At 74.2% G+C, this 23,878-nt stretch carries 30 protein-coding genes; 18 read left to right on the plus strand and 12 right to left on the minus strand.

All coding sequences use genetic code 11. The features are described 5' to 3' along the window. A partial coding sequence (locus IPL61_23635) for a nucleoside monophosphate kinase (protein ID MBK9034217.1) occupies nucleotides 1-356 on the minus strand: 356 nt, incomplete at its 3' end. A gap of 85 nt (nucleotides 357-441) precedes the next feature. On the opposite strand from IPL61_23635, the gene IPL61_23640 reads away from it, so the two are divergent. After that, nucleotides 442-819, plus strand: coding sequence for a hypothetical protein (locus IPL61_23640; GenBank protein ID MBK9034218.1), 378 nt, complete (start codon nucleotides 442-444; stop codon nucleotides 817-819). 71 nt (nucleotides 820-890) lie between these two features. Continuing rightward, entirely contained in the window at nucleotides 891-1,118 is a 228-nt protein-coding gene (locus tag IPL61_23645) for a hypothetical protein (protein MBK9034219.1), read from the plus strand. A 13-nt stretch (nucleotides 1,119-1,131) separates the two neighbouring features. On the opposite strand, the gene IPL61_23650 is transcribed toward IPL61_23645, so the two are convergent. The 3 genes from IPL61_23650 to IPL61_23660 all read right to left on the minus strand — a co-directional run bounded on the left by IPL61_23650 (nucleotide 1,132) and on the right by IPL61_23660 (nucleotide 3,776). Continuing rightward, a complete protein-coding gene (locus IPL61_23650; protein ID MBK9034220.1) occupies nucleotides 1,132-1,842 on the minus strand; it encodes a DUF1003 domain-containing protein in 711 nt (236 codons plus the stop codon). A 68-nt stretch (nucleotides 1,843-1,910) separates the two neighbouring features. After that, on the minus strand, nucleotides 1,911-3,305 hold the full coding sequence (locus IPL61_23655) for a hypothetical protein (GenBank protein MBK9034221.1): 1,395 nt from the start codon (nucleotides 3,303-3,305) through the stop codon (nucleotides 1,911-1,913). Nucleotides 3,306-3,416: 111 nt separating this feature from the next. Continuing rightward, the gene (locus IPL61_23660; protein MBK9034222.1) at nucleotides 3,417-3,776 is read right to left on the minus strand and encodes a hypothetical protein; all 360 of its coding nucleotides are present in this window, start codon (nucleotides 3,774-3,776) and stop codon (nucleotides 3,417-3,419) included. A 149-nt stretch (nucleotides 3,777-3,925) separates the two neighbouring features. Between IPL61_23660 and IPL61_23665 the strand changes: the two genes are divergently transcribed. Both IPL61_23665 and IPL61_23670 read left to right on the plus strand, forming a co-directional pair. Continuing rightward, nucleotides 3,926-4,489, plus strand: coding sequence for an RNA polymerase sigma factor (locus IPL61_23665; GenBank protein MBK9034223.1), 564 nt, complete (start codon nucleotides 3,926-3,928; stop codon nucleotides 4,487-4,489). Further along, a complete protein-coding gene (locus IPL61_23670) occupies nucleotides 4,486-4,707 on the plus strand; it encodes a hypothetical protein (GenBank protein MBK9034224.1) in 222 nt (73 codons plus the stop codon). Before IPL61_23665 ends, IPL61_23670 begins: the two co-directional genes overlap by 4 nt. A 90-nt stretch (nucleotides 4,708-4,797) precedes the next feature. On the opposite strand, the gene IPL61_23675 is transcribed toward IPL61_23670, so the two are convergent. After that, entirely contained in the window at nucleotides 4,798-5,370 is a 573-nt protein-coding gene (locus IPL61_23675; protein MBK9034225.1) for a cob(I)yrinic acid a,c-diamide adenosyltransferase, read from the minus strand. A gap of 63 nt (nucleotides 5,371-5,433) precedes the next feature. Here IPL61_23675 and IPL61_23680 point away from each other — a divergent pair, with 63 nt between their 5' ends. After that, entirely contained in the window at nucleotides 5,434-6,729 is a 1,296-nt protein-coding gene (locus IPL61_23680; GenBank protein MBK9034226.1) for a PAS domain S-box protein, read from the plus strand. A 402-nt stretch (nucleotides 6,730-7,131) separates the two neighbouring features. Here IPL61_23680 and bioB read toward each other — a convergent pair whose 3' ends face one another. Further along, nucleotides 7,132-8,205: a biotin synthase BioB gene (gene bioB / locus IPL61_23685; protein ID MBK9034227.1), complete on the minus strand. Its 1,074-nt coding sequence runs from the start codon at nucleotides 8,203-8,205 to the stop codon at nucleotides 7,132-7,134. 225 nt (nucleotides 8,206-8,430) lie between these two features. Further along, nucleotides 8,431-8,844: a hypothetical protein gene (locus IPL61_23690; protein ID MBK9034228.1), complete on the minus strand. Its 414-nt coding sequence runs from the start codon at nucleotides 8,842-8,844 to the stop codon at nucleotides 8,431-8,433. Nucleotides 8,845-9,031: 187 nt separating this feature from the next. Between IPL61_23690 and IPL61_23695 the strand changes: the two genes are divergently transcribed. The 8 genes from IPL61_23695 to IPL61_23730 all read left to right on the plus strand — a co-directional run bounded on the left by IPL61_23695 (nucleotide 9,032) and on the right by IPL61_23730 (nucleotide 14,713). Next, nucleotides 9,032-9,499 (plus strand): hypothetical protein, encoded by a 468-nt coding sequence (locus tag IPL61_23695; protein MBK9034229.1) that lies wholly within the window; start codon nucleotides 9,032-9,034, stop codon nucleotides 9,497-9,499. 19 nt (nucleotides 9,500-9,518) lie between these two features. Then, a complete protein-coding gene (locus tag IPL61_23700) occupies nucleotides 9,519-10,265 on the plus strand; it encodes a DUF2071 domain-containing protein (protein MBK9034230.1) in 747 nt (248 codons plus the stop codon). A 71-nt stretch (nucleotides 10,266-10,336) separates the two neighbouring features. Then, nucleotides 10,337-10,708, plus strand: a complete 372-nt coding sequence (locus IPL61_23705) for a hypothetical protein (protein MBK9034231.1) — start codon at nucleotides 10,337-10,339, stop codon at nucleotides 10,706-10,708. A 227-nt stretch (nucleotides 10,709-10,935) separates the two neighbouring features. Further along, entirely contained in the window at nucleotides 10,936-11,856 is a 921-nt protein-coding gene (locus IPL61_23710) for a metallo-mystery pair system four-Cys motif protein (GenBank protein ID MBK9034232.1), read from the plus strand. A gap of 1 nt (nucleotide 11,857) precedes the next feature. After that, nucleotides 11,858-13,051: a di-heme enzyme gene (locus IPL61_23715; protein ID MBK9034233.1), complete on the plus strand. Its 1,194-nt coding sequence runs from the start codon at nucleotides 11,858-11,860 to the stop codon at nucleotides 13,049-13,051. Then, nucleotides 13,048-13,881, plus strand: a complete 834-nt coding sequence (locus IPL61_23720; GenBank protein MBK9034234.1) for a hypothetical protein — start codon at nucleotides 13,048-13,050, stop codon at nucleotides 13,879-13,881. The genes IPL61_23715 and IPL61_23720 overlap by 4 nt, the downstream gene beginning before the upstream one ends. Nucleotides 13,882-13,910: 29 nt before the next feature. After that, a complete protein-coding gene (locus tag IPL61_23725) occupies nucleotides 13,911-14,345 on the plus strand; it encodes a hypothetical protein (GenBank protein ID MBK9034235.1) in 435 nt (144 codons plus the stop codon). After that, nucleotides 14,342-14,713, plus strand: a complete 372-nt coding sequence (locus IPL61_23730; GenBank protein MBK9034236.1) for a hypothetical protein — start codon at nucleotides 14,342-14,344, stop codon at nucleotides 14,711-14,713. The genes IPL61_23725 and IPL61_23730 overlap by 4 nt, the downstream gene beginning before the upstream one ends. A 4-nt stretch (nucleotides 14,714-14,717) precedes the next feature. Here IPL61_23730 and IPL61_23735 read toward each other — a convergent pair whose 3' ends face one another. Genes IPL61_23735 through IPL61_23745 form a run of 3 tightly spaced genes read right to left on the minus strand, consistent with a single transcriptional unit; the run spans nucleotide 14,718 to nucleotide 16,680 of the window. Continuing rightward, the gene (locus IPL61_23735; GenBank protein ID MBK9034237.1) at nucleotides 14,718-15,146 is read right to left on the minus strand and encodes a hypothetical protein; all 429 of its coding nucleotides are present in this window, start codon (nucleotides 15,144-15,146) and stop codon (nucleotides 14,718-14,720) included. Between the two features lie 4 nt (nucleotides 15,147-15,150). After that, nucleotides 15,151-15,933: an OmpA family protein gene (locus IPL61_23740; protein MBK9034238.1), complete on the minus strand. Its 783-nt coding sequence runs from the start codon at nucleotides 15,931-15,933 to the stop codon at nucleotides 15,151-15,153. Between the two features lie 36 nt (nucleotides 15,934-15,969). After that, nucleotides 15,970-16,680 carry a hypothetical protein gene (locus tag IPL61_23745; GenBank protein ID MBK9034239.1) on the minus strand — a complete coding sequence of 237 codons (711 nt, stop codon included), beginning with the start codon at nucleotides 16,678-16,680 and terminating at the stop codon, nucleotides 15,970-15,972. Nucleotides 16,681-17,145: 465 nt separating this feature from the next. Between IPL61_23745 and IPL61_23750 the strand changes: the two genes are divergently transcribed. From IPL61_23750 to IPL61_23765, 4 genes are all read left to right on the plus strand, one after another. Then, nucleotides 17,146-18,267 (plus strand): ferredoxin--NADP reductase, encoded by a 1,122-nt coding sequence (locus tag IPL61_23750; protein ID MBK9034240.1) that lies wholly within the window; start codon nucleotides 17,146-17,148, stop codon nucleotides 18,265-18,267. A gap of 49 nt (nucleotides 18,268-18,316) precedes the next feature. Continuing rightward, complete coding sequence (locus IPL61_23755; GenBank protein MBK9034241.1) at nucleotides 18,317-19,114, plus strand: MerR family transcriptional regulator; 798 nt, start codon at nucleotides 18,317-18,319, stop codon at nucleotides 19,112-19,114. Beyond that, nucleotides 19,101-20,315 (plus strand): ferritin-like domain-containing protein, encoded by a 1,215-nt coding sequence (locus IPL61_23760; protein MBK9034242.1) that lies wholly within the window; start codon nucleotides 19,101-19,103, stop codon nucleotides 20,313-20,315. Before IPL61_23755 ends, IPL61_23760 begins: the two co-directional genes overlap by 14 nt. A gap of 131 nt (nucleotides 20,316-20,446) precedes the next feature. Beyond that, entirely contained in the window at nucleotides 20,447-21,538 is a 1,092-nt protein-coding gene (locus IPL61_23765; protein MBK9034243.1) for an ester cyclase, read from the plus strand. Here IPL61_23765 and IPL61_23770 read toward each other — a convergent pair whose 3' ends face one another. Then, complete coding sequence (locus IPL61_23770) at nucleotides 21,539-22,228, minus strand: hypothetical protein (protein ID MBK9034244.1); 690 nt, start codon at nucleotides 22,226-22,228, stop codon at nucleotides 21,539-21,541. Nucleotides 22,229-22,339: 111 nt separating this feature from the next. On the opposite strand from IPL61_23770, the gene IPL61_23775 reads away from it, so the two are divergent. Continuing rightward, on the plus strand, nucleotides 22,340-22,903 hold the full coding sequence (locus IPL61_23775) for a DUF1801 domain-containing protein (protein ID MBK9034245.1): 564 nt from the start codon (nucleotides 22,340-22,342) through the stop codon (nucleotides 22,901-22,903). A 71-nt stretch (nucleotides 22,904-22,974) separates the two neighbouring features. On the opposite strand, the gene IPL61_23780 is transcribed toward IPL61_23775, so the two are convergent. Further along, nucleotides 22,975-23,874, minus strand: a complete 900-nt coding sequence (locus IPL61_23780; protein ID MBK9034246.1) for a hypothetical protein — start codon at nucleotides 23,872-23,874, stop codon at nucleotides 22,975-22,977. Nucleotides 23,875-23,878 lie beyond the last annotated feature (4 nt).

Here is a 23,878-nt window from a genome sequence, read left to right on the forward strand (position 1 = left end):
AACGCGTCGGGCACCTCGAACAGGAGCGCGATGTCGATCGCGAACCCGGCCCGGGTCATCGCGGCGTCGAGCGCCTCGGCCTGCGGGATCGTCCGCGGGAAGCCGTCGAGCATGAAGCCCTTGGCGCAGTCGGGCGCGGCGATCCGCTCGAGGATCATGCCGATGACGACGTCGTCGGGCACGAGCTGCCCGCCCTTCATGTACCGGTCGGCCTCGACGCCGAGGGCCGTGCCGGCCTTGACGGCGGCGCGCAGCATGTCGCCGCTGGAGATGTGGGGGATGCCGTACTTGTCGACCAGGCGTGCCGCCTGGGTGCCTTTGCCCGCGCCCGGCGGGCCGACCAGGATCATGCGCATTGAGGTGTCCTCGGGGAAGTCGCCGGACTCTTGCACGGCGCCACCGGTGCGTGCAATCGGCGTCGCCGGGTGCGACGATCCGTCGATGCCCCGGCGGTCCGCGCTCGCCTCGACCGCCACGGCGGTGTTCGCCGTGCTATGCGCGACCTCGGCCGCGCTCCAGTACAACGACCCCGATCCGGTGCGGTGGGCGGCGATGTACCTGGCGGCGGGCGCGGCCGCGGTGGCGGCGCTGGTCCAGCCGCGGTGGTGGTGGCTGCCGACGCTGGTCGCGCTGGGCGCGGTGGCCTGGGCCGTGGCGCTGTGGACCGGCGTCGCCGGGTCGGTCGAGACCAGCGACCTGTGGCGCAAGATGAGCGAGAAGGGCGGCAAGGTCGAGGAGATGCGCGAGGCCGGCGGGCTGTCGATCGTGGTCGTCGGCTGCGCGCTGGCGGCGTGGCGAGCGCGGCGCGCGCGCGCCTGAGCGGCCCACGGGCGGTGGGCACCGCGCCTGGACCGATGACGGCCAGGCCGCGGGCCGCTACGATGGCCGCCATGCCGCCGCCGTCGGGGTTCACGTACGTCACGCGCGCGCGCGGCGAGGTGCTCATCCACCACCGCGGCCGCCTGGCCACGACCCTGCGCGGCGACGCCGCCGTCGAGTTCCTGGCCGAGGTCGCGGGCGGCGCCGACGAGGACGCCCAGGAGCTGATGGCCCGCGTGACCGGCAACTACCGCCGCGGCAACGAGCGCACCGCCGCCGACCACCCGCGCAACCGCTGATCACCACGCGCGATCAGTCCGGCTTGCGCAGCTCCTCGAGGATCTCGAGCTGCAGGTCCTGCAGCTCGACCATGCGATCCCACTGCTGGTGCAGCACGTGGTCGAGCTTCTCGTGCAGCCCGGCGATCTCGAGCTCCGACTTGAGGTTGATCCTGAAGTCCTGGGCGGCCCGGGCGCGATCGATCTCGGCCATGCGCGCCTGCGACATCATGATGATCGGCGCCTGCAGCGCCGCCAGGCACGACAGCATCAGGTTCAGCAGGATGAACGGGAACGGGTCGAACGCGCCGGTCGCCAGCACCACGCCGTTGACCACGCACCAGCACACGATGAAGGCCGAGAACCCGAGCACGAACCGCCAGGAGCCGCCGATCAGGGCCACGCGATCAGCGGCGCGCTGGCCCGGCGACGGCGCCGTGCCGCGCTCGACCTCGTCGGCGATCGCGATGTGGTTCGCGGCGCGCAGCGCGATGTCGTGCTCGACCTCGGACAGCTCGCCGCGCTCGCGCTCGAGGGCGGCCCGGGCGTAGCGCACCCGGACCGCGGTCAGGCACGGCGCGCACACGACCGCGTCGACCGCGCGGACGTCGACGTCCTCGCTGCGCAGGCGCTCGACCAGCGACGGCGGCAGCGACCCGAGCGGCCGGCCGATCCGCGCCTGACCGCACACCGCGCAGGGTGACGACTCGTCGCTGCGCGCCGTCGGGATCCGTGGATTCGACATGGGGCTCCTCGCGGCGCGCCGGGGCGTCGCCCGCGCACCGTACCGCGCCCGCGGCGCGGCGGGTCGGCTCAGCCCGGCGGCGGCAGCAGCCGGAACAGGAGCGCGTCGTTGGTCTCGAGCGCGGCGCCGACGCAGGCCTTGATGTCACCCAGGGCCCGGACCGCGGTCTCGGCCAGCATGCGGCCGTCGTCGCGGCGGCGCGAAACCTCGGGCTGCGACCCGACGTACGTGACGAACTCGTCGTACTTGTCGAGCAGCTTGCCCGGGTCGAGATCCTTGAGCATCGGCGCCAGGTAGGTCGGGTTGACCACGACCCAGTCGCCCTTGCCGATCTCGAGCGTGTTGCGATCGGCGTACGGCGTCGACAGGTGCTCGTGCGGGATCGATCCGAGGAAGCCCTCGTCGTCGGCCTGGTGCTGGTGCGGCACGACCTCGCAGAAGAACACGAACAGCTCGACGCCCTTGCGCAGGTTGGCGAGGTCGTCCTCGTCGAGCGGCGGGAACGTGTCGGGCAGGCCGACGTGCATCGCCGGCACGACGACCCGCTCGAGGATGTCGATCGCGATCGGCGCGGTGGCCCGGCGCAGGCCGACGATCTGGGCCACGGCCTCGAACAGGCCGCGGTCGTTGGTCTGCTCGTTGACCGGCTTGTCCTGGTTGCCGCGCCCGAGCGCCTCGCACACCCGCTCGACGATCTGCTGGTTCTGCGGGCCCAGGCGCGGGCCGGCCTCGCGGACCGCGGCGATCAGGTCCTTGGTCGGGGCCTCGTTCCACAGCCGCGACACGCTCGCGAAGTCCATCGCCATCCACTGGCCCAGCGGCACGGTGTGCAGGCGCAGGTAGTGCTGCGGCAGGAACCGGTCGAGCGCGGCGTGGGGATCCTTGTCCTTGGCCTCCTCGTGCTGCTCGCGGATCTTCTCGATCTCGGTGACCATCTTCTTGATCGCGCCCGAGCCCATGCGCAGCAGCTGCTCGCCGAACACGAACGGGGCGATCTCGAGGAAGATCTTCGAGAAGCCGATCCGCCAGGTGTGGGGATCGTCGCCGAACAGGATCCAGTGGCCGCCGTGGCGGCGCCGCAGGGTCTCGCCGATCCACGCGCCGAACGAAAACCAGATGTCCCAGTGGCCCTCGTCCTTGAGGTCGAGCTCGTCCTTGTCGCCGATCTGGCCGAACAGCCAGGTGTCGAAGGTGATGAGCTCGATCGGCACCGCCAGCGCGATCGCGCCGGCGTCGCCCTCGACGTCGGCGATGTGGGGCACGACGTCGCCGTCGGGATCGATCAGCTCCTCGAGATCGATCTCGGTCTCGCCGCGCATCTTGGACGCGAAGCGGTGGCTGCCCTCGCGCAGCTCGGTCATGGCCTTCTCGAAGCGGGCCTGGGCGGCCGCCTCGGTCGCAGCGAGCTGCTGCGCGCTCTCGGACTGCTTCTTCGGCGCGGCTGGTTTATCCGGTTCCGACACGGCCTGCGAGAGTATCCAAGCGCGCGCCGGGGGCAACCGACCGACGCGGCAATCGGACCTGTGCGCCGGGTTTCGACACGTTCCGCGCCAGCTGGCACGCTGCCCGCGGCCTCAGGCCTCGGTGTCGTGGGCGCGGCGGACGCCGATCGCGATGATCAACCAGACCAGGCCGAGGATCGTGAGCCCGACGCCGGCGGGCGTGATGGCCTCGCCCAGCCCCTGGAACAGGATGTCGAGGTCGTAGGGCTCGCCGGGCTTGTGCTCGCGCGCCACCGCCCACAGCACGACGGTGGTGTTGGTCGCGATGCCGCCGAACGTGAACAGCAGGTACGCGGCGCTCAGCGCCCGCAGGAACGCCAGCCGGCGCGGGGTCGCGCTGCGCAGGAAGTTGACGGCGGCCACCAGCAGGACGACGCCGAGGAGGAGGAGGAGCCAGGTGGTGTAGCCACCCGCGCGCAGGTAGTAAGGCATTGGGCGTCCTTGGTTGGAGGGTCGAGGGTACAACGCCGCCGCCGGGCGATCGTGACGGAGCGAAGCGCTGGTCACGACCTCGGTCCGGCGGGGGATCGTGACGGAGCGAATCGCTTGTCACGACCGCGGTCCTCGGGCGTTATCGGGGGGTGGACGCGGCCCTCGAGCGCGAGCTCATCGTTCGGCTCCGCCGCGGCGACGCCGGCGCGTTCGACGAGGTCTACGCGTGGATGCGGCCGCGGGTGTGGAGCTTCCTGGCGCGCCTGACCGGGCGCCGCGACGCCGCCGACGACCTGGCGCAGGAGGTGTGGCTGCGGCTGGCCCGCAACGCCCACCGGCTGGCCGACGACACGCGCCTGGCGCCGTGGCTGTTCACCGTCGCCCGCAACCTGTACGTGTCGCAGTGGCGCAGCGCCCAGGCCGCGCGGGCGCTGGCCGGCGATCTGCTGCCGCCCGAGCCGGTCGCCGCCAGCCCGTTCGAGGCCGCCGCCGAGACCCAGACCGCGGCCCGGATCGAGCGCGCGATCGCGGCGCTCCCGGCGACGTACCGAGAGATCTTGCTCCTGTGCGCGGTCGAGGGGCTGGCGCCGCGCGACGCCGCGACCGTCCTGGGGCTCAGCCCCGAGGCCGCGCGCCAGCGCCTGTCGCGCGCCCGGGCGATGATCGAGGCCACGCTCGGCGACCTGACGCGCTATCCTGGAGGTGCCGCATGACCGACGACCGCGCTCCCATCGACGATCTGCTGCGGACCGCGCTGCGGCCGTACGATCAGTCGGACCTGCGCGGCGCCGCGACCCGCGCCGACGCGCTGGCCGAGCTGCGCCACAGCCACCGCGGCCGGTCGTGGCGCTACCGGCTCGAGGCCGGCGCGATGATGACCGCGGCCGCGGCCCAGCTGGTGTGGGTGGTCGGCTCGCTGTTCGGCGGGTGACCGACCGTCAGGTCGTCGACGGCTGCCCCCGTCGGCGGGTGACCGACCGCCACGTCGTCGACGGCGCGCCCGTCGGCGGGGGACCGACCGTCAGGTCGTCGACGGCTGCCACAGGGGCTCGGCCCGGCCGTCCTTGAGCGCGGCCCAGCGACCGAACACGAACAGCGCGTCCGACAGGCGGTTGAGGTACGTGACCGGCAGCTCGCCGACGTCCTCGTGCTCGGCCAGCGCCACGACCAGGCGCTCGGCCCGGCGACACACCGTGCGCGCGAGGTGGAAGTGCGCGCTCGCGGCGCCGCCGCCGGGGAGCACGAAGCTGGTCAGCGCTGGGAGGCTGTCGTTGACGGCGTCGATGTCGCGCTCGAGCGCCTCGACGTGGCGGGCCTCGACCCGGGGCAGCTTGGCCCGGCGCTCGGGGTCGGGCGTGGCCAGCTCGGCGCCGAGGTTGAACAGCTCGTTCTGGACCCGGTGGATGATCGGGAGCAGGTGCTCGCCCGCGGCCGAGCTCTCGAGCGCGGTCCGGACCAGGCCCAGCGTCGCGTTGAGCTCGTCGACGGTGCCGTAGCCGTCGATCCGCGGCGCGGCCTTGCTGACCCGCTCGCCGCCGAAAAGCGACGTCTGCCCGAGATCGCCGCCCTTGGTGTAGACCTTGTCGATGCGCACGACGCCACCCTAGCGCGCGGGTGGCGCAGCGTCACGGCGCCGGGACCCTGGTATCCTGCGGCCGTGGACACGCCCGCTGCCCCCGCGGTCGGCCCCGAGCTGGGCGCGGCGGGCCGCGCGCTGGCGGGGCACCCCGGCGGCGCGGTGATCGAGCGCGCCGGCGTCGTGGTCTGGGCCAGCCCGGCCGCGGCCCGCGTGGGCGCGCCGTGGACGCCGCCCGACGGCGCGACCGGCGGTGAGGCCGTGGTCCTCGACGGCGCGCCGCACCGGATCTGGTTCCTGACCCCGGCGCGCGACAGCGCCAGCCTGTTCCGCACGCTGTTCGACGTCAACGCGGCGGTGATGTTGCTGATCGATCCGGACGACGGCCACCTCGTCGACGCCAACTCGGCGGCCGAGCGGTTCTACGGCTGGACCCTGGCGGAGCTCCGGACCCGGACGATCTTCGACATCAACACGCTGTCGCCGACGGAGATCCAGCTCGAGCTCGAGCGCGCCCGCACCGCCCGCCGCACCCACTTCGAGTTCCGCCACCGGACGGCCCGCGGCGCGATCGCCGACGTCGAGATCTACACCGGACCGATCGCCGTCGGCGGGCGCACGCTCTTGCTGTCGATCATCCACGACGTCACCGAGCGCCGGCGGGTCGAGGAGCACCTGCGCCGGGGCCAGCGGCTCGAGGCGCTGGGCCGCCTGGCCGCGGGCGTGGCCCACGACTTCAACAACCTGCTGACGGTGATCCAGACCTCGAGCCAGCTGGCCCAGCGCCGGGTCGGCGAGGACGCCGCCGGGCTGCTCGCCGAGATCCAGTCGGCGGCCCGGCGCGGCGCCGACCTGACCAGGCGCCTGCTCGCGCTCGGGAGCCAGCAGACGTTGTCGCCTACGGTCGTGACCGTCGCCGAGCTGATCGACGACGCGGTCGTGCTGCTGCGCCGGACCTTGCCCGACACGATCGCGCTGGTCACCGAGGTCGCGCCGGGCCTGCCGCCGGTCCACGTCGATCGCGGCCAGATCGATCTGGTGCTCCTCAACCTGGCGCTCAACGGCCGCGACGCCATGCCCCGGGGCGGCACGCTGACGATCGCCGGCGCCGCGGCCACCGACGAGCCGGCGCTGCTGCCAGCCGCGCGCTACCTGGCGGTCCGGGTCTCGGACACCGGCGTCGGCATGGACGCGGCCACCCGGGCGCGGATCTTCGAGCCGTTCTTCACCACCAAGGCCGCCGGCGCCGGCACCGGCCTGGGCCTGCCGGTCGCGTTCGGCGTGGTCACGCAGAGCGGCGGCACGATCACCGTCGACAGCCAGCCCGGCGACGGCAGCACCTTCACGCTGTACCTGCCGGTCGCCACCGGCGCGTGATCACGCCACCGGCAGGCGGCGCGGCCGCACCTTCACGCTGGACCTGCCGGTCGCCACCGGCGCGTGATCACGCCACCGGCAGGCGGCGCGGCCGCACCTTCACGCTGGACCTGCCGGTCGCCACCGGCGCGTGATCACGCCACCGGCAGGCGGCGCGGCCGCACCTTCACGCCGGACCTGCCGGTCGCCACCGGCGCGTGATCACGCCACCGGCAGGCGGCGCGGGCGCACCGTCACGCCGGACCTGCCGGTCGCCACCGGCGCGTGATCACGCGACCGGCACGCGGCGCGGCCGCACCTTCACGCTGGCCCCGCCGGTCGCCGCCGGCGCGTGATCACGCCACCGGCAGGCGGCGCGGCCGCACCTTCACGCTGGACCTGCCGGTCGCCACCGGCGCGTGATCACGCCACCGGCAGGCGGCGCGGCTCGGGCTTGCGCGGGGCCAGCACGCCGGCGACCGCGACCGGATCGGCCACGGCCTCGGTGCCGTCGCCGAGCTCGAGCGTGAAGCCCGCGTCCTTGATCATCTGGTGATCGGCGGCGGGGCTGGCGCCGGTGGTGGTGAGGTAGCCCTGGGTGAACAGCGAGTTCGCCGGGTACAGCGCCATCACCTGCAGCGTCCGCAGCGTGAGCTCGCGGCCGCCGGCGATGCGCAGGTCGGTGCGCGGGTGCACGAACCGGAACATGCAGAGCGCCCGCAGCGCATAGCCCGGCGCGACCTGGGGCCGCTCGGCCAGCGGCGTGCCCGGGCGCGCGTCGAGGAAGTTGACCGGCACCGAGTCGACGTCGAGGTCGCGCAGCGCGAACGCGAGGTCGAGCAGATCGTCGTCGCGCTCGCCCAGCCCGACGATGCCGCCGACGCAGGTCTGCATGCCGGCGGCGCGGGCCAGCTTGACGGTCTCGACCCGATCGGCCCAGGTGTGGGTCGAGACGATCTGATCGTAGTAGCGCTGGCTGGTCTCGAGGTTGTGGTTGAAGCGATCGACCCCGGCGGCGCGCAGGCGCTCGGCCTTGGCCTGGGTCAGCAGGCCCAGCGACGCGCACAGCTCGATCGGCGCCTCGGCCTTGATGCGCTCGGCGGCGGCGCAGATCGTGTCGAGGTCGCGCTGCGACGGGCCGCGGGTCGCGGTCACCATGCAGTAGCGCCGGGCCTGGGCCGCGACCGCGCGGCGCGCGCCCTCGACCAGCTCGTCGACCGACTTCATCGGCGCCTCGCCGCCGGGCGAGCCGTGGCGCGACGACTGCGAGCAGAACCCGCAGTCCTCGGGGCAGGCGCCGGCCTTGGCGTTGTCGAGCACGTGCAGCAGCACGCGCTGGCCCCAGTGGTGACGGCGCACCTGATAGGCCGCGTCGAGCAGCGCGAGCGTGTCCTCGGGCGGCGCCGTCAGCACGGCGGCGGCGTCGGCTCGGGAGGGCAGCTCGCCCGCGAGCGCGCGGGCGGCGAGGTCGTGCCAGCGAGAGCGAGACTCGATCATCGGCGCGGACACTACACGAAACCCGCGGGCCCGGCAGGCGCGCGCGCCGACACGCGCTGTCTCGACGCCGGCGCGCGAACGCGCAGCGCGGGATGGTCAGCGCCGGGGCGGGGGGGGCGGGGGGGGGGGGGGCGCGGGGGGGGGGGGGGGGCGGGGCCCCGCCGGGGGGGAGGGGGGGGGGGGGGGGGGGGGGGGGGGGGGGCTGGCGGCAGGCCTCCCGGAAACTCAGCGGACGACGGTCGCGCGCACGTCGAAGCTGCGCTGGAGCTGGTCCTGGGTCGCGTAGAGCCGGCCGGCCAGCATCAGCTCCTCGCCGCGCGGCAGCGACTCGTCGAACGGCACCGGCACCTCGACCACGACCGCCGCGCCGGCGTCGACCGTGCGCGACAGCATCACCTCGCCACGGATCGGCTCGACGCCGGCCACGTGCACCGAGGGCTCGAACCGGTACTGCAGCCGCCGGAGCTCGAGCGGCCGCGCCGCGGGGTTCGTCACCTCGACGAACAGCACCATGTCGCGGGGCCCGCTGGTGGCGTGCTCGACCGAGAGCACCTTGAGCTGCGGCTGGCGGCCGGCGCCACAGCCTGCAAGCACGGCCACCGCCACGAGGGCGGCGACATGTAGGAGTTTGCGTGACATCGGTGCGACCTGACTGTTATGCGGGATCCGTGCCGGCGCGCAAGATTCGGAAAGCCATTTCGTAGCGGGGGCTTGTGCGGTGGTTCGACGCGGCTCGTCAACGCGCATTCACGGATCGCGGGCGATGGTGTCGCGGTTCTTCGCCGCGGCCACCATCCGATCTCCGGGCGCGGTGTATTGTGGATCCGTGAAGATCAGCGCCGGCGTCCGGGTACGTCTGAAGGTTCATCTGTCCGTGGTCGGCGGCGAGACCCTCGAGAAGAAGGTGGTCGAGTTCATCCAGGGCGGCGGGGCCATGTTGCCCGGGGTCGAGCGGTTGATCGAAGGCCTGGAGACGGGCGCGAAGAAGAAGGGCGTGCTGAAGGCCAAGGACGGCTTCGGCGATCCCAAGCTCGCGCCGCCGGTCAAGAAGATGAAGCGCACCGAGTTCCCGAAGGACGCCAAGCTCAAGGCCGGCGAGCGGTTCGCGGCCAAGGGCGCCGACGGCTCCGACGTCGTGCTGGCGCTCGAGAAGGTCAGCGGCGATGACATCGAGGTGCGCCTGGTGCACCCGCTCGCCGACAAGGACCTGAACTACGAGCTCGAGGTGGTCGGGGTGACCGACCCCAAGCCGCCACCGCTGCCGACCAAGGCGCTCGGCCTCAAGGAAGAGTAGCGCCCCGCGGCGCGGGCCGATGAGCGACGGGCGCGACTGTCTCGAGCTCGACCGGGTCGCGCCGACGCGGCGGCCGCCGGGCCGCGCCGCCGGCACCCAGCGCTGGCGCGAGCTCCTGTTCGTGCACTGGTCGTTCGATCCGGCCGCGGTGCGCGCGCTGGTGCCGCCGGAGCTCGAGCTCGATCTGTGGCGCGGCCGCGCGTGGGTCGGCCTGGTGCCGTTCCGGATGGAGGCGACGCGCGCGGCGTGGATGCCGCGACGCACCGGCCTCGAGTTCCTCGAGACCAACCTGCGCACCTACGTGCACCGGCGCGGCGCGCCGGGCGTGTACTTCTTCTCGCTCGAGGCCGCGTCGTGGCTCGCGGTCCGGGCCGCGCGCCTGCTGTGGAGCCTGCCGTACTTCCACAGCGCGATGACCGCCGGCCGGACCGACGACGTCGTCGCGTACCAGGCGCGCCGCCGCGGCGGCGATCGGCCGGCCACGCTCGACGTGCGCTACCAGATCGGCGCGGCCCTCGGGCCGTCGGCGGTCGGCACGCTCGAGCACTTCCTGCTCGAGCGCTACTACCTGTTCGCGCTGCGCCGCGGGCGCGTGCGCACGGGCCAGGTCCACCACGCGCCGTACCCCGCGCACGCCGCGACGATCGCGTCGCTCGACCAGACGCTCGTCGCCGCCGCCGGCCTGCCCGACGACGGCGCGCTCGAGACGGTGCACTTCTCGCCGGGCGTCGAGGTCGAGGTGTTCGGGCCGTTCGACGAGCGCTGACGCGTGCGCCTCATGGTCGCAGGCGCGCAGCCAGGGTTGACGGGTCGCGGCGCCCGTGCCAGTACAGAGACGTGGGCTCCTCCCTGCGCCGAGCTGCGTCCCGCGCCCTGGTGGTGCTGGTGATCGCTGCGGTCGGCGTGGTGGCGCTGCCGAGCGCGACCGCGGCGATGGTGACCTGCTGCTGCGGCGACCACGACGCCCACACCGACTGCGGCTGCGTCGACTGCCCGGCTGGCCACGCCGGCGACGACGGCCCCTCGACGCCGTCGGTGAAGGGCTGCAAGACCCGCTCGGGCGAGCTCACGCTGACGTCGGCGTCGCTGCTGCCGCCGCCGGTGATCGCGCCGACGCGCGAGCTGACGACGCCGGCCGGCCCGCCGCGGGTGCCGCCGCTCGACGATCGCGCGCCCGAGCCGCCGCCCAGCCCGCCGCCGCGCGCGTAGCCGCGCCCGCGCTCGCCGTCAGCTCTCGCCGCGTCCACGCGGCGCGATCGGTCGTGTGACGCGCGCGGCGCGATCATCGTAGCCGCCCCCGCGACGGGGCGACCGCCCGAGCTCGCTCGGCCACCGCCTCGCGCACGTCCCGTGCGTGCGCCTGTGCTGACGCCGAACTCGCGTCGGCGCGCGCCCGCACGTCTCGTTCACGCTCTTCTCTCTTGGAGTTCCAGCTGATGTCTACGCGCTCGTTCCTCGTCACCTCTGCCCGCGCCTGCGCGCTCACCTCGTCCCTGCTCGTCGTGGCCGCCTGCGGCGACGACCACGACCACGTCCACGACACGACCGACGCCGCCGTCGCGGTCGACGCCGTCACCGTCGACGCCGCCACCACCCAGGCGGTGTCGCTCCAGTTCGCCGCCCGCGTCGGCGGGACCGCGTTCGTGTGCGGCCAGTCGTACCCAGGCGTCGGCACCACCGCCGCCTCCTACGTGGGCGCCGACTTCCGCTTCTTCGTGTCCAGCGTCGCGCTCGTGCCGGTCGGCGGCGGCGCGCCGGTCCCGGTGACGCTCACCGTCAACGACAACCAGTCGGCGGAGGGCGTGGCCTTGCTCGACTTCGAGGACGCCACCTCCGCGTGCCAGACCGGCACGGCCGCGACCTACACCACGCTGACCGGCACCGTGCCCGTGGGCAGCTACGACGGCGTCACGTTCGACCTCGGCATCCCGGACGCGCAGAACCACCTCGACCCGACCGGCGAGCTCGCGCCCTACAACGCCTCGGGGATGCTGTGGGCGTGGCAGTCGGGCCACAAGTTCGTCAAGATCGACGGCGTCGTCGGCGGCGCCGGGTTCAACCTGCACGTCGGCTCGACCGGCTGCCCTGGGACCAACCCGCAGGAGCCGCCGACCGGCCCGTGCGTGAACCCCAACCGCGCCGCGATCACGCTCACCGGCGTCGGGCCGACCAGCACGATCGTCGCCGACATCGCGCCGGTGCTGGCCGGCGTCGACGTCGCGGTCAACACCGCGATGACCGCGCCCGGGTGCATGTCGTTCCCGGGCGATCCCGAGTGCGAGACCATCTTCCCCAAGCTCGCGCTGCCGTACGGCGCGATGCCGGCCGCCGCCCAGGCGCTGTTCCAGGTGGAGTGACGTGCGCACCCTCGCGCTCATCGCCGCCGCGCTCGCGCTCGGGCCCGTCGGGTGCGGCGACGCGGGCTCGTCGACGCCCGACGGCGGCGACGGCGCGAGCCCGGTCGACGCCGCGCTCGACGCGGCGCCGCCGATGTGGCCGTTCGCGCTGCCCGCCGGCTTCCCGGTGCCACGCGTGCCGCCCGATCAGACGCTGACGCCGGCGCTGGCCGAGCTCGGCCGCTACCTGTTCTTCGACGTGCGCCTGTCGGGCAACGGCACCCAGGCGTGCGGCAGCTGTCACCTCCAGGCCCGAGCGTTCTCCGACGGCAAGGTCACCGCCAGCGGCTCGACCGGCGACCCGCTGCGCCGCAACTCGATGACGCTCACCAACGTCGCGTACAACCCGTCGTACACGTGGGCGAGCCCGGTGACCCGCACCCTCGAGGCCCAGGCGCCGATCCCGCTCTACGGCAAGCACCCGGTCGAGCTCGGCGTGGTCGGCCACGAGCTCGAGATCCTCGCGCGCCTCGCGGCAGACGCCGACTACCCCGCCCGGTTCGGGGCCGCGTTCCCCGGCGAGGCGGAGCCGATCTCGTGGCCGAACGTGATCCGGGCCCTGGCCGGGTTCCAGCGCCGGCTGATCTCCGGCGACGCGCCGGTCGATCGGTTCCGCCGCGGCCAGGGCGACGCGCTGAGCGCCTCGGCGCAGCGCGGCCAGGCGCTGTTCTTCAGCGAGGTCCTGGAGTGCCACCACTGCCACGGCGGCTTCAACTTCACGATCGCGGTCGACCACGCCGCGGTGCCGGTCCAGGAGAGCCACTTCTTCAACACCGGCCTCTACGCCGCGTACCCGGTCACCGACCAGGGCCTGTGGGAGTTCACGTTCCTCGACGAGGATCGCGGGCGGTTCCGGCCGCCGTCGCTGCGCAACGTCGCGCTGACCGCGCCGTACATGCACGACGGCAGCGTCGCCACGCTCGAGGAGGTGGTCGCGATCTACGAGCGCGGCGGCCGCCTCGTCACCGCCGGGCCCGACGCCGGCGACGGCCGCACCAACCCCAACAAGAGCCCGCTGGTGAACGGCTTCACGCTCACCGTCGACGAGCGCGCCGATCTGCTCGCGTTCCTCCGGGCCCTCACCGACGACACCTTCCTCACCGATCCCTCGCTCGGCGACCCGTTCGCGCCGGCCGGGGCCCAGGAGCTGCCATGAGTCGATCCGTCCGCCGCGCGCTGATCCCGATCACGATCGCCGCCGCGTCGATGGCGCAGGCCGGGGCCGCCGCGGCCCAGCACTGTCACATCGACACGCCGACGCCGACCGCGGCGCCCGCGTCCGACCGCGCGGTCGCCGTCACCGTCGGCACGCGCTGGACCGCCGGCGCCGGCCGCGTCGTCGTGCCCACCTCGACCGCGATGGCCGAGCGCGCCTACCAGGGCGGCGACCTGTTCGTCAGCGTCGGCTGGCGCCGCGTCACCGGGGCCGCCGCGCTCGGCGCGTTCCACGTCGCCGACGACGGCACCGGCCTCGACGATCTGCGCGCGTCGCTGGCGGTCCGGCTGACCCCCGCCGCCGCGCCGATCACCGTGAGCGCGATCGGCGGCGCCAGCCTGCCGACCGGCGACGCCGACGCGGGCCGCGGCATGGGCCACGTGATGGTGGCTGGCGGCGCCAGCGCCCACGCCGGGCGTGGCCGGCTCGCGGCCGACGCGACGGTCACCTACGCCCGCGCGCTCGGCGACGGCGCCGCCCACGCGGCCCACGCCCATGGCGCCGAGCTGTGGCCGCTGATCGACCCGATGGGCGCCGAGGAGGTCACGGTCGACGTCGGCGCCAGCGCCGTGATCGGCCCGCCCGGCGTCTCGGCCCGGGTCGGCGCGCTCCTGGGCGAACCCCTGGCCCATGGCGAGCGCCGGGTGATCGCCAGCGTCGGGGCCACCCTCGACCGCGGCCGCTACCGCGCCGGCGCGACCGTGAGCGCGCCGGCGGTCGGCGACGCCTTCATCGCCCGCGGCCAGCTCGAGCTGGCGTATCGCTACTGATCCACCGGGCACCGCTCGCACGAGGCTCCATGCACCGCACCATCGTCATCGCCGCCCTCCTCGTCGCCGCGTCCGTCGCCGGGTGCGGCGACGCGAACGACAACCCGGCGCCCGTCGACGCCGCGCCCGGCCCCGACGCGGCACCGCGCCAGATCGTCACCGACACCCGCACGCTCGGGGTCGGCGAGCTGATCGAGGGCACGCTGTTCGGCGGCCCGGCCGACCGCGCCGATCTCTACCTCAGCGCGACCGCGCCCGAGCTCGACTGGAACATCCACGGCCACGCCGGCAGCGGCACCCAGACCGTCGCCGAGGGCCTCAACCAGCTCACGGTCGAGTACGCGTTCACGCCCAGCGCCGCGGGCGAGTGGTTCGTGCTCCTGCGCAACAGCGGCGCCGCGCCGCTCGAGGTCACCGCCCGGATCGAGCTGTACGGCGCGATCACGTGGAGCGGCTGGCTGTGAGGACCGTCGCGGCGGTCGTCGCGGCGCTGGCGGTGGCGTGCTCCGACTCGGCGCTGTTCGGCCCCCCGACCGAGGCGACGTGTCCGCCGACGTCGACCACGACCTGGGTCAGCTTCGGCGAGGCGTTCATGACGCGCTACTGCACCCGCTGTCACGCCACCGACCTGGTCGGCGCCGATCGCCACGGCGCGCCGTCGTTCCACGACTTCGACACGCCCTTCGGCGTGCGCGTGGTCCGCGCCCACATCGACGAGACCAGCGCGGCGGGCCCGGCCGCGGTCAACACGTCGATGCCGCCCGACGGCGAGCGCCCGACGCTGGCGGAGCGGCAGCAGCTCGGCGAGTGGCTCGCGTGCGGCGCTCCGTGAGGCGTCAGGGCGCTGGCGCGGCCCGGCCCGCGGCCACCAGCGCGTACAGCTGATCCTTGTCGCGCAGCGCGCCGCCGAGGCGCTGGCGCTCGCCGTGGACCCCGACCAGGTCGATCGCGACGACCGCGCCGTCGACGGTGACCGCGGTCCACTCGGCGATCTGCTCCCAGCAGAGCTCCAGCACGCCGGCGGCGCTGCGCACGCGCAGCCCGCGCGCGCACACCTCGACGGCCTCGCTGCGCGGCGCCCGCAGCCACGACAGCGAGCTGGTCGCCGCCGGCGGCAGCGCCACCGAGCCCAGCGTCATGTGCGTGGCGCGCCCGACGGCCCGCCCGGCGCCCAGGTAGCGCGGCCGCCGCGGCACCGCGAACACGCGCACCACCTCACCCAGGCGATCGTGCGCCGGCGCGCGGTAGGGCCCGTCGTCGGTCACGCCCTCACGGTTGATCGGTCGTGAGCTGTGGCAGCTCCGACAGGTTCGGCACCAGGATGATCTCGATGCGGCGGTTGAGCTCGCGATCGGGCTCGCTGTCGTTCGGCGCGACCGGATCCTCGGCGCCGTAGCCGGCGGCGGCGATGGCCGCCGGGGACATGCCGGCGCCGATCATGAACTCGAGCACCGCGACCGCGCGCGCCGTCGACAGCACCCAGTTGTTGCGGAACGTGCGCGTCTTGATCGGCACGTTGTCGGTGTGCCCGGCGACCAGGAACCGGCGATCCTTGAACTCGAGCAAGATCGCGGTGACGTCGGCCAGCGCGGTCTCGCCGGCCTTCGACAGCTTGTCGGAGCCGCTCGAGAACAAGATCGACGACGGCAGCTTCACGACCATCTGGCCGTTGCGGAACCCGATCGCCAGCTTGCCGCTGTCGACCAACGCGCGGAACTTCTGCTGCAGCTCGCGGTACGCGGCCAGGCGTTGCTCCTGCGCATCGCGCTGGCGGCGCAGCTCCTCGAGCTCGGCCACCGTGGTCTCCTTCTCGCCGCGGATGCGCGCCAGCTCCTCGTCCTTGGTGCGCGCCGACGCCTCGCGCTCGCCGCGCTCGCGCTCGAGCGTCGCGTTGAGGTCGCGCACCCGCGCCTCGTCGGCCGCGGCCGCGCGCCGCGACGCCTCCAGGTCGGCCTCGATCTCCTTGATGTGCGTCAGGGCCTTGTCGTGGGTCGACTGGCGCACCACGCACGCCCCGGACAGCAGCATGAACACTACGGTGAGTCGCTTCATCGCCGGGGAGTGTAGCGCCGTCACGCGCGCGCGCGGCTACTCGAGGCGCGCGAGCTGCAGCTCGACGCCGCGGCCGACCTCGTCGGTCAGGCTCCACGCGCCGTAGTGGATGAACAGGTAGCGGATCTCGCCCGGGCTCGACGGCGCCAGCGGCGCGGCCAGCCAGCCGGTGCGCGCGGTCGCGAGCGCCTCGAGGTGCATCGCGACGGTCTCGGCCTTGCCCGCGAGCGTGTAGCCCGAGACCAGGCTGAGCGGCACGCCGCCGAGCACGAAGAACGGATAGCGCAGCGAGCGCAGGTCCTCGGGCGGCGCCGGTGACGGCGAGCCCAGCATCGGCGGCCGCACGCACGGCCCCGAGATCAGCTCGCGCTGGCGCGGCGTGCACGCGTCGGGCGGGTACGGCGGGCGCGCCGCCGGCGGCTCGTACAGGACCCGCAGCACCGCGAACAGCCCGCCGCGCTCGTCGACCGAGTGGCCTCGCGCCGCCAGGTAGGCCGCCAGGACCCGGGTCCCCTCGCCCCGCCCCAGCGGCTGCAGCGCGTTGATCGCCGCGATCACCGGCCGGGGATCGTAGCGGTCGCTCTCGATCGGGCCGACCGCATCGAGCGCGCGGAACACCGCCGCGTCATCCGTCGGCGCGGCCGGCGCGGGGGCCGTGGGCGTCGGCGCCGGCACCGGCGTTCGCGCCGGCCCGCTGTTCGACTCGGAGCACCCCACCAGGGCCAGCAGCAGCAGCGCGTTGCGCATGTCGACCCGAGCCTAGCAGCCACCTTCGCCCATCGCCGGCCGGGACTCGCCAGCGTCCGAGACCACCCGTCGGGAGCGCACGCGAGAAGTCAGCGGAGCACCGGCGGGGACGGGCCCGCAGGCGGGGACCGCAGGCGGGGACAGGATCTACCCCCTTCAAGGGTTCAGAACTGTCGCCGGACCGGAGACCGGATCTACCCCTTCAAAGGTTCAGAACTGTTGACCTTTTTAGACCTGCCGCGTCAAACCTTGTCCTGTCGCCAGCAGGGACCGGATCTACCCCTTCAAAGGTTCATAACTGTTGACCTTTTCAGACCTGCCGCGTCAAACCTTGTCCGATATCCGCCCATCAATCTGGCGCGGTATTCCAAAATTGACCAACGATTACGGATTATTGAGATATAGGATCCGGCCCCATGTAAAGCGTCACTTGACACTTTGCAAGAGGACGGGCATTGTCTGGCCATGAGCTGGCTCACCCAGGCGCGACGTGACGTGACGATGGTGGCGCGGGGGTTGGTGGGTCTGACGCCGTCGCCGCTGGTGGCGCGGCCGCCGCGGGCGGCGGCGCGGCCGGTGGCGGGCGCGGCGCGCGCGGTGGTGATCGAGGCGGTGACGCGCGAGACCGCGGACGCGGTGTCGATCACCCTGCGCGATCCGAGCGGCGCGCCGCTGACGTTCACGCCGGGGCAGTTCTTCACGATCGAGGCGACGATCGCGGGCGAGCGGGTGCGGCGCGCGTACTCGGCCAGCTCGGACCCGCGCGATCGCGACCGCGCGACCATCACGGTCAAGCGCGTGGCCGGCGGGCGCATGTCGACGTTCCTCACCGAGCAGGCGCGGCCGGGCCAGGCGCTGGGCCTGCTCGGGCCCTCGGGCGACTTCGCGCTGGCGCCGGCGACCGCGCCCCGCGACGTGATCGCGATCGCCGGCGGCAGCGGCATCACGCCGATCATGGCGATCACCCGCGCGGCCCTGGCCGACGAGCCCGGCGCGCGCGTGACGCTCATCTACGGCAACCGCACCCGCGCCGCGATCATCTTCGCCGACGCGCTGGCCGACCTGGCCGCGCGCTACCCCGGCCGGCTCACGATCGCGCACGCGCTCGACGACGTCGACGGCGCGCTGACCCCGGCCACCCTGGCCGCGCACCTCGACGCCGCCGCGCCCGGCGCCGGGGCCGCGTACCTCTTGTGCGGGCCCGATCCGATGATGGCGCTGGCGCAGGCGACCCTGGCCGAGCGGGGCGTCGCCGCCGACCTGATCCGGGCCGAGCGCTTCTACGCGCCGGCCCGCCCGAGCGCGCCGACCGCGGCGCAGCCGGTCACGATCCGCCGCGCCGGCGTCGTCACCCGCGCGATCGTCCGCCCGGGCGACACGCTGCTCGAGGCCGGGCTCGCCGCCGGTGTCCCGCTCAAGCTGTCGTGCGCGATGGGCGGCTGCGGCGCGTGCGCGGTCACGCTGGTCGAGGGCGACGTGACGATGGACGAGCCCAACTGCCTGTCCGCCGGCGAGCGCGCCGGCGGCAAGATCCTGGCGTGCGTCGCGCGCCCGACCGCGCCGTGCACCGTCGAGGCGCCGACGTGACGCCGGCCGCGCGCACGACCGCGCCCTGCAGCACCGTCGAGGCGCCGACGTGAAGCCGGCCGCGCGCACGCCCCGCGCCGCGCGCACCCCGCGCGCGCCCCGCGCCGGCGCCGCGCGCCTGCGCATGAAGGACCTGTGCGCCGCGACCGGCCTGTCGCGCCAGGCGATCCACTTCTACATCCAGCAGGGCCTCGTCGCCGAGGGCACCAAGACCGGCCGCAACATGGCCTGGTACGGGCCGGCCCACGTCGAGCGGTTGCAGCTGATCCGCCGGCTGCAGGAGGAGCGGTTCCTGCCGCTCCACGCGATCCGGGCGATGCTGACCGACGACACCACGGCGCTGCCGGCCAGCCAGCAGAGCCTGCTGGCCGAGATCGCCGCGCGCCTGCCGGCCGAGGTCGCCGGCCGCCACGATCGCACCGTCCGCTTTTCGGACGCGCTGACCCGGCACGGCGTGACGCCCGCCGACGGCGAGCGGCTGATCGAGCTGGGCCTCCTGCCGGTGCGCGGCAGCGGCGACGCGCGCGAGCTCCCGGTCGACAGCGAGCGGCTGCTGACCCTGTGGGCGCAGTGGCGCGCGCTCGGCTTCACCGAGGCCCGCGGGTTCGACCCGGCCGATCTGGCGATCTTCACCGACGTGGCCGACCGCCTGGTCGCGGTCGAGACCAAGATCCTGCTGGGCCGGTTCGGCGACCTCCCCGCGGCCGACGCCGCGCCCCTGCTCGAGCGCGCGCTGCCGCTGGTCCACGCCACGGTCATCCACTTCCACCAGGCCGCGGTGCGCGCGTTCTTCGCCGCCGCGGAGCTGCCCACGCCCACGCCTCGGAGGCCCGATGCTGCCGTCTAGCCTGCTCGCCAAGTTGCCCAAGCGCGTCAAGGACACCGTCGATCGCTACGTCGAGATCGTCGACGTGTTCCGCGCCATCCACGACCCGCGGGTCGCGCGCGCGCTGGGCCCGCCGGGCGTGCGCGGGCTGATCTTCCAGCGCGGCAAGCAGGGCACGCCGACGACGTTCCCGGCCAGCCACAGCGCCTACTTCGACTGGACCTACCCGGCCGACCACGGCGACATGCGCGACCTGTACGAGCGCGCCAAGGCCGGCCAGTGGGACGGCGCCACGCTCCTGCCGTGGCACACGTCGGTCGATCCCGAGGACCCGACCGTGCCGATGCTGCCCGAGCGCTTCGTCGACTTCTCGCGCCTCGAGGCCCACGGCATCCGCCTCGACGCGCGCGAGCGCCAGCGCTTCCTCGCCAGCATGGTCGGCTGGATGCTGTCGCAGTTCCTGCACGGCGAGCAGGGCGCGCTGATGGCGGCGGCCCAGGTCACCGAGGCCGTCCAGTTCTTCGACGGCAAGCTCTACGGCGCGACCCAGGTCGTCGACGAGGCCCGCCACGTCGAGGTCTTCCACCGCTACCTCGACACCAAGCTCGAGAAGGTCTACCAGATCAACGACAACCTGTTCGTGATCATCGACGCGCTGATGAGCGACAGCCGCTGGGACATGAAGTTCCTCGGCATGCAGATCATGGTCGAGGGCCTGGCCCTCGGCGCGTTCGGCACGCTCTACAAGATCACCAAGGAGCCGCTCCTGCGGCACCTGCTCAAGATGGTCATCCAGGACGAGGCCCGCCACGTCCACTACGGCGTGCTGGCGCTGCGCGAGCACATCACCAAGCACCTCGACGAGCGCGAGCGCCGCGAGCGCGAGGACTGGAGCTTCGAGGTCGCGCTCTTGATGCGCAACCGCTTCATGGGCTACGAGGTCTACGAGGAGTGGTTCGCGGGCGCGCTGCCGCGGTCGGCGTGGCGCGAGTTCATCATGGCCGCGCCGGGCATGGAGGAGTTCCGCCACGTCATGTTCTCGCGGCTGGTGCCGAACCTGCGCGAGATCGGCCTCTTGTCGCCGCGGATCGCGCGGCGCTACGACGAGGTCGGGCTGTTGAAGTACGCCGGCGGGCTGTCCGCCGACCAGCTCACCGGCGACGCGATGCTCGCAGAGCTCGACGGCGGCGGCGGCGCGATCGCCGCGGCGACGGCCGCCTGAGCCGCGCTTGCGGCGCCGCGATGCCGGCGGCGCTCGACGGACGCGCCGCGGGCGCGCCGCGACCATCGCCTGAGCCGCGCTTGCGGCGCCGCGGGCGACCGCGATACATGGGTCGTCTCATGGAGGCGACGATGAAGCTCTCGACTGTTGCGATCGCGCTGACGGCGGCCCTGGCGCTGACCGGCTGCAAGAAGAAGCCCGCCGACGACCACGCGGCCCCGCCCACGACCGCCACCGGCAGCGGCACCGCCGCCGGGACCGCGACGCCGCCGACGCCGACGCCGGTCACCGGCGAGGCGCTGGCCAGGATCTACCTGGCCGGCTGGGACGCGTGGAACGCCGGGGACAAGGCGAAGTTCGGCGCGATGTACGCCAAGGACGCGGTCAGCCACTGGCCCGACAACCCGACGCCCGAGCGCCGCGGCGGCCCCGCCATCGTCGACGAGGCGTTCCACTTCCGGGCCGGCTTCCCCGACGCCAGGTCGACCGCGCAGCTGGTGCTGGTCAACGGCCGCACGGTCGCGGGCGTCTGGCTGACGACCGGCACCAACACCGGCGCGATGCCGTCGCCGATGGGCGAGATGCCGCCGACCGGCAAGAAGATCGGCCAGCTCCTGTTCCACATGGTCACGTTCGACGACGCCAACCAGATCGCCGACGAGTGGTTCATCATGGACGGCAACACGATGATGAACCAGCTCGGCATGTCGCCGCAGCCGGGCCGCCCGATCATCGAGCAGGGCGCGGCCACGCCGGTGATCGTGGCGTCGTCAGGCGCCGCGCTCGAGCAGGGCAACCTGGTGGCCGCGCAGAAGGGCAACGACGACTTCAACAAGCGCGACCTCGCGGCGCTGACCGAGGGCTGGACCGACGACGCGATCGAGAGCGACCAGGCGTCGCCCGCGGACACCGTCGGCAAGGCCAAGATCGCCGCGGGCACCAAGATGTTCATGGACGCGTTCTCCGACGGCAAGATCACGCCGATCTCGCTGTGGGCCGCGGGCGACTACGTCGTCGGCGTGTCGACCTTCACCGGCACCAACGACGGCGACATGGGCCCGATGAAGAAGACCGGCAAGCCGGTCAAGCTCACCGTCGCCGAGATCTCCAAGCTCGACGGCGGCAAGGTGAAGCAGCTGTGGCGCTTCTTCGACTCCACCGCGATGGCGATCCAGATGGGCATGATGGCGCCGCCACCGGGGGCGCCGCCGGCGACCAAGTAGTCACGTCAGCGCGACCGCGGTCGCGACCGCCCCGACGATCGGCCCCAGCTCGGAGTCGGCGTCGGGGTCGCGGTTTTCGGTGACCGCGTAGAACTCGCGCAGGAACCCCGCGACGACCGCGCCGGCGAGGTGCGTGGGCGCCGCGCCGTCGAAGAACGCGATCAGCCGCAGGTGCCGGTCGCGCGCCAGGCCAGGGCCGAGCGCTGGCTGCACGTAGCCGTGCTCGACCACCCGCGCGCCCCAGCGCCGGAACCGCGCCAGCCGCGCCGCCGCGTCGGGATCGCCGCCGCGCGCAGGATCGGCGACCTCGCCGAAGACCGCCACGACCTCGGCCCCGGCCGCGCGCGCGTGGTCGGCGATGGTCGCCCGGGCACGGTCGAGCAGCCCGCGCCCGAGCCCGCGCCCGCGCGCCCCCGGCGCCACCACCAGATAGGTGAGCAGGCCGCACCGGCAGCGCGGGTACCACTCGGCGACGACGCCGCCGTCGAGCCGCGCGGCGGTCGCGTCGTCGAGGTCGGTCCCGGCCAGCAGGATCACCCGGCGCAGGTCGGCGGCCGGTGTCAACAACGCCGCGTCCCAGACCGCGCGCGGCTCGCGCTGGTGCGCGAACGCCGGCAGGTACAGCTCGTCGTAGAACCGCGCCAGCACCGGCAGGTCGGCCGCGGTCAGCGTGCGCACGGTCGCGGACATCGCGTCGACGACGCTACACCACCGCGCGCGCCGCGCGCCGCGCGACGTGGGCGGTCGCGATCCCCGGCGCGCGCCGACGCGATGACGGCCGGCGCGTGGCATCATCATCACGTGAAGCGCACCACCGCGAAGCCGACCGCGCGCCGTACGTCGGCCACCGCCGCCAAGCCCGCCGCCAAGGCCAAGCCCGCCGCCAAGGCCAAGCCCGCCGCCAAGGCCAAGCCCGCCGCCAAGGCCAAGCCCGCCGCCAAGGCCAAGCCCAAGCCCAAGCCCGCCGCCAAGGCCAAGCCCGCCGCCAAGAAGCCCGCGCCGCGCACCGATCTCGGCAAGCCGATCGACGGCTTCTTCGCGCGCCAGGCCGCGGTGCTTCAGCCGATCGCGCGCGCGCTGCGCGCGCTGGTCGAGGCGGTCGCGCCCGACGCCACCTCGTCGATCAAGTGGGGCATGCCGTTCTTCATGATCGGCGACTCGATCGTGTGCGCGATCGGCGCGCACAAGGCCCACGTCAACCTGATCCTCTCGGGCCCGCCCGGCACCTTCGCCGATCCTGGCGGCCTCCTGTCCGGTGACGGCAAGACCGGCCGCCACCTCAAGCTGACCGCGACCGACACGATCCCGGCCGCCGCGGTCCGCGGCTGGATCGAGACCGCCGCCGCCCGCGCCCGCCTGGGCTGAGCGACGCGCGCGCCCGCGCGGTCACCGCCCCGTGACCGCGAGCGCGCTGCGAGACCGCCGCGGGGGCCGCCTCACCCGCCGCAGCCGAGCTCGCGGCGCAGCGTCAAGTAGCGCGCGGCGATCGCGCCGTCGTCGCCGCCGCCCGGCAGCCAGCGCCGCTCACCGACCTCGGCCCGCGCGACGGCGGCGCAGGCCTCGTCGTGCGGCGCCCCGGGCGTGCGCGCGAACGCCAGCAGCACGAACGCGGTCGCGTCGGCGGCGCCGACGGCGATCCGGCCGTTGGCGATCGGCTCGATGCCCAGCACCAGCCGCGCCGCCGCGACCTGGCCGAGCGGCGCGACCTCGACCTCCTCGAGGCAGGCCCGGGCCAGGTCGACCTCGCCGTAGACCACCGCCTGGCACGCGTCGCCGGGCACGGCGTCGGCGCCGCGCGCCCGCTCAGCCAGCCACGGACGCCGGTCGTCGTCGCGCGGACAGCCGGCCAGCGCCCGCGCCAGCGCGTCGGCGTGCTCGGCGTGGCCCGCGGTCCACGTCACCCGCAGCCCGAACGTCTCGCACCACGGCTCGGCCGCGAGCAGGGCGTCGAGCCAGGCCAGGCCGTCGGCGTAGCACCCGTCACCGCAGCCCGCGCAGCCGCGACCCTGCCGGAGCGCGCGCCGACGATCGGCCGCGGTCGCGTCGCCCCGGCGCGCCAGCTCCCAGCCGACGGCGCACGCCTCGTCGACCGCGCCGACCCGCGCGTACGCGTCGACCACCAGCCGCAGCGCCGCGGCGTCGTCGTGCTTGACGCGATACACGCTCGCGGCGCCCATCACCTCGGCCCGGTCGCCCTCGCGCAGCGATCGCTCGGCGAGGTCCGCCATGCCCCGGCCGCCGTCGTCGCGCGCGCGCCGGTGCGGCACGATCACCGCCAGCGCCACCGCCGCGCTGATCGCGATCGCCACCATCGTCGCCGGGCGCGGCCGCTGCATGTCG

It is taken from the genome of Myxococcales bacterium, from assembly GCA_016717005.1.
In the GTDB taxonomy this organism is placed as follows: Bacteria; Myxococcota_A; Polyangia; order Haliangiales; family Haliangiaceae; genus UBA2376.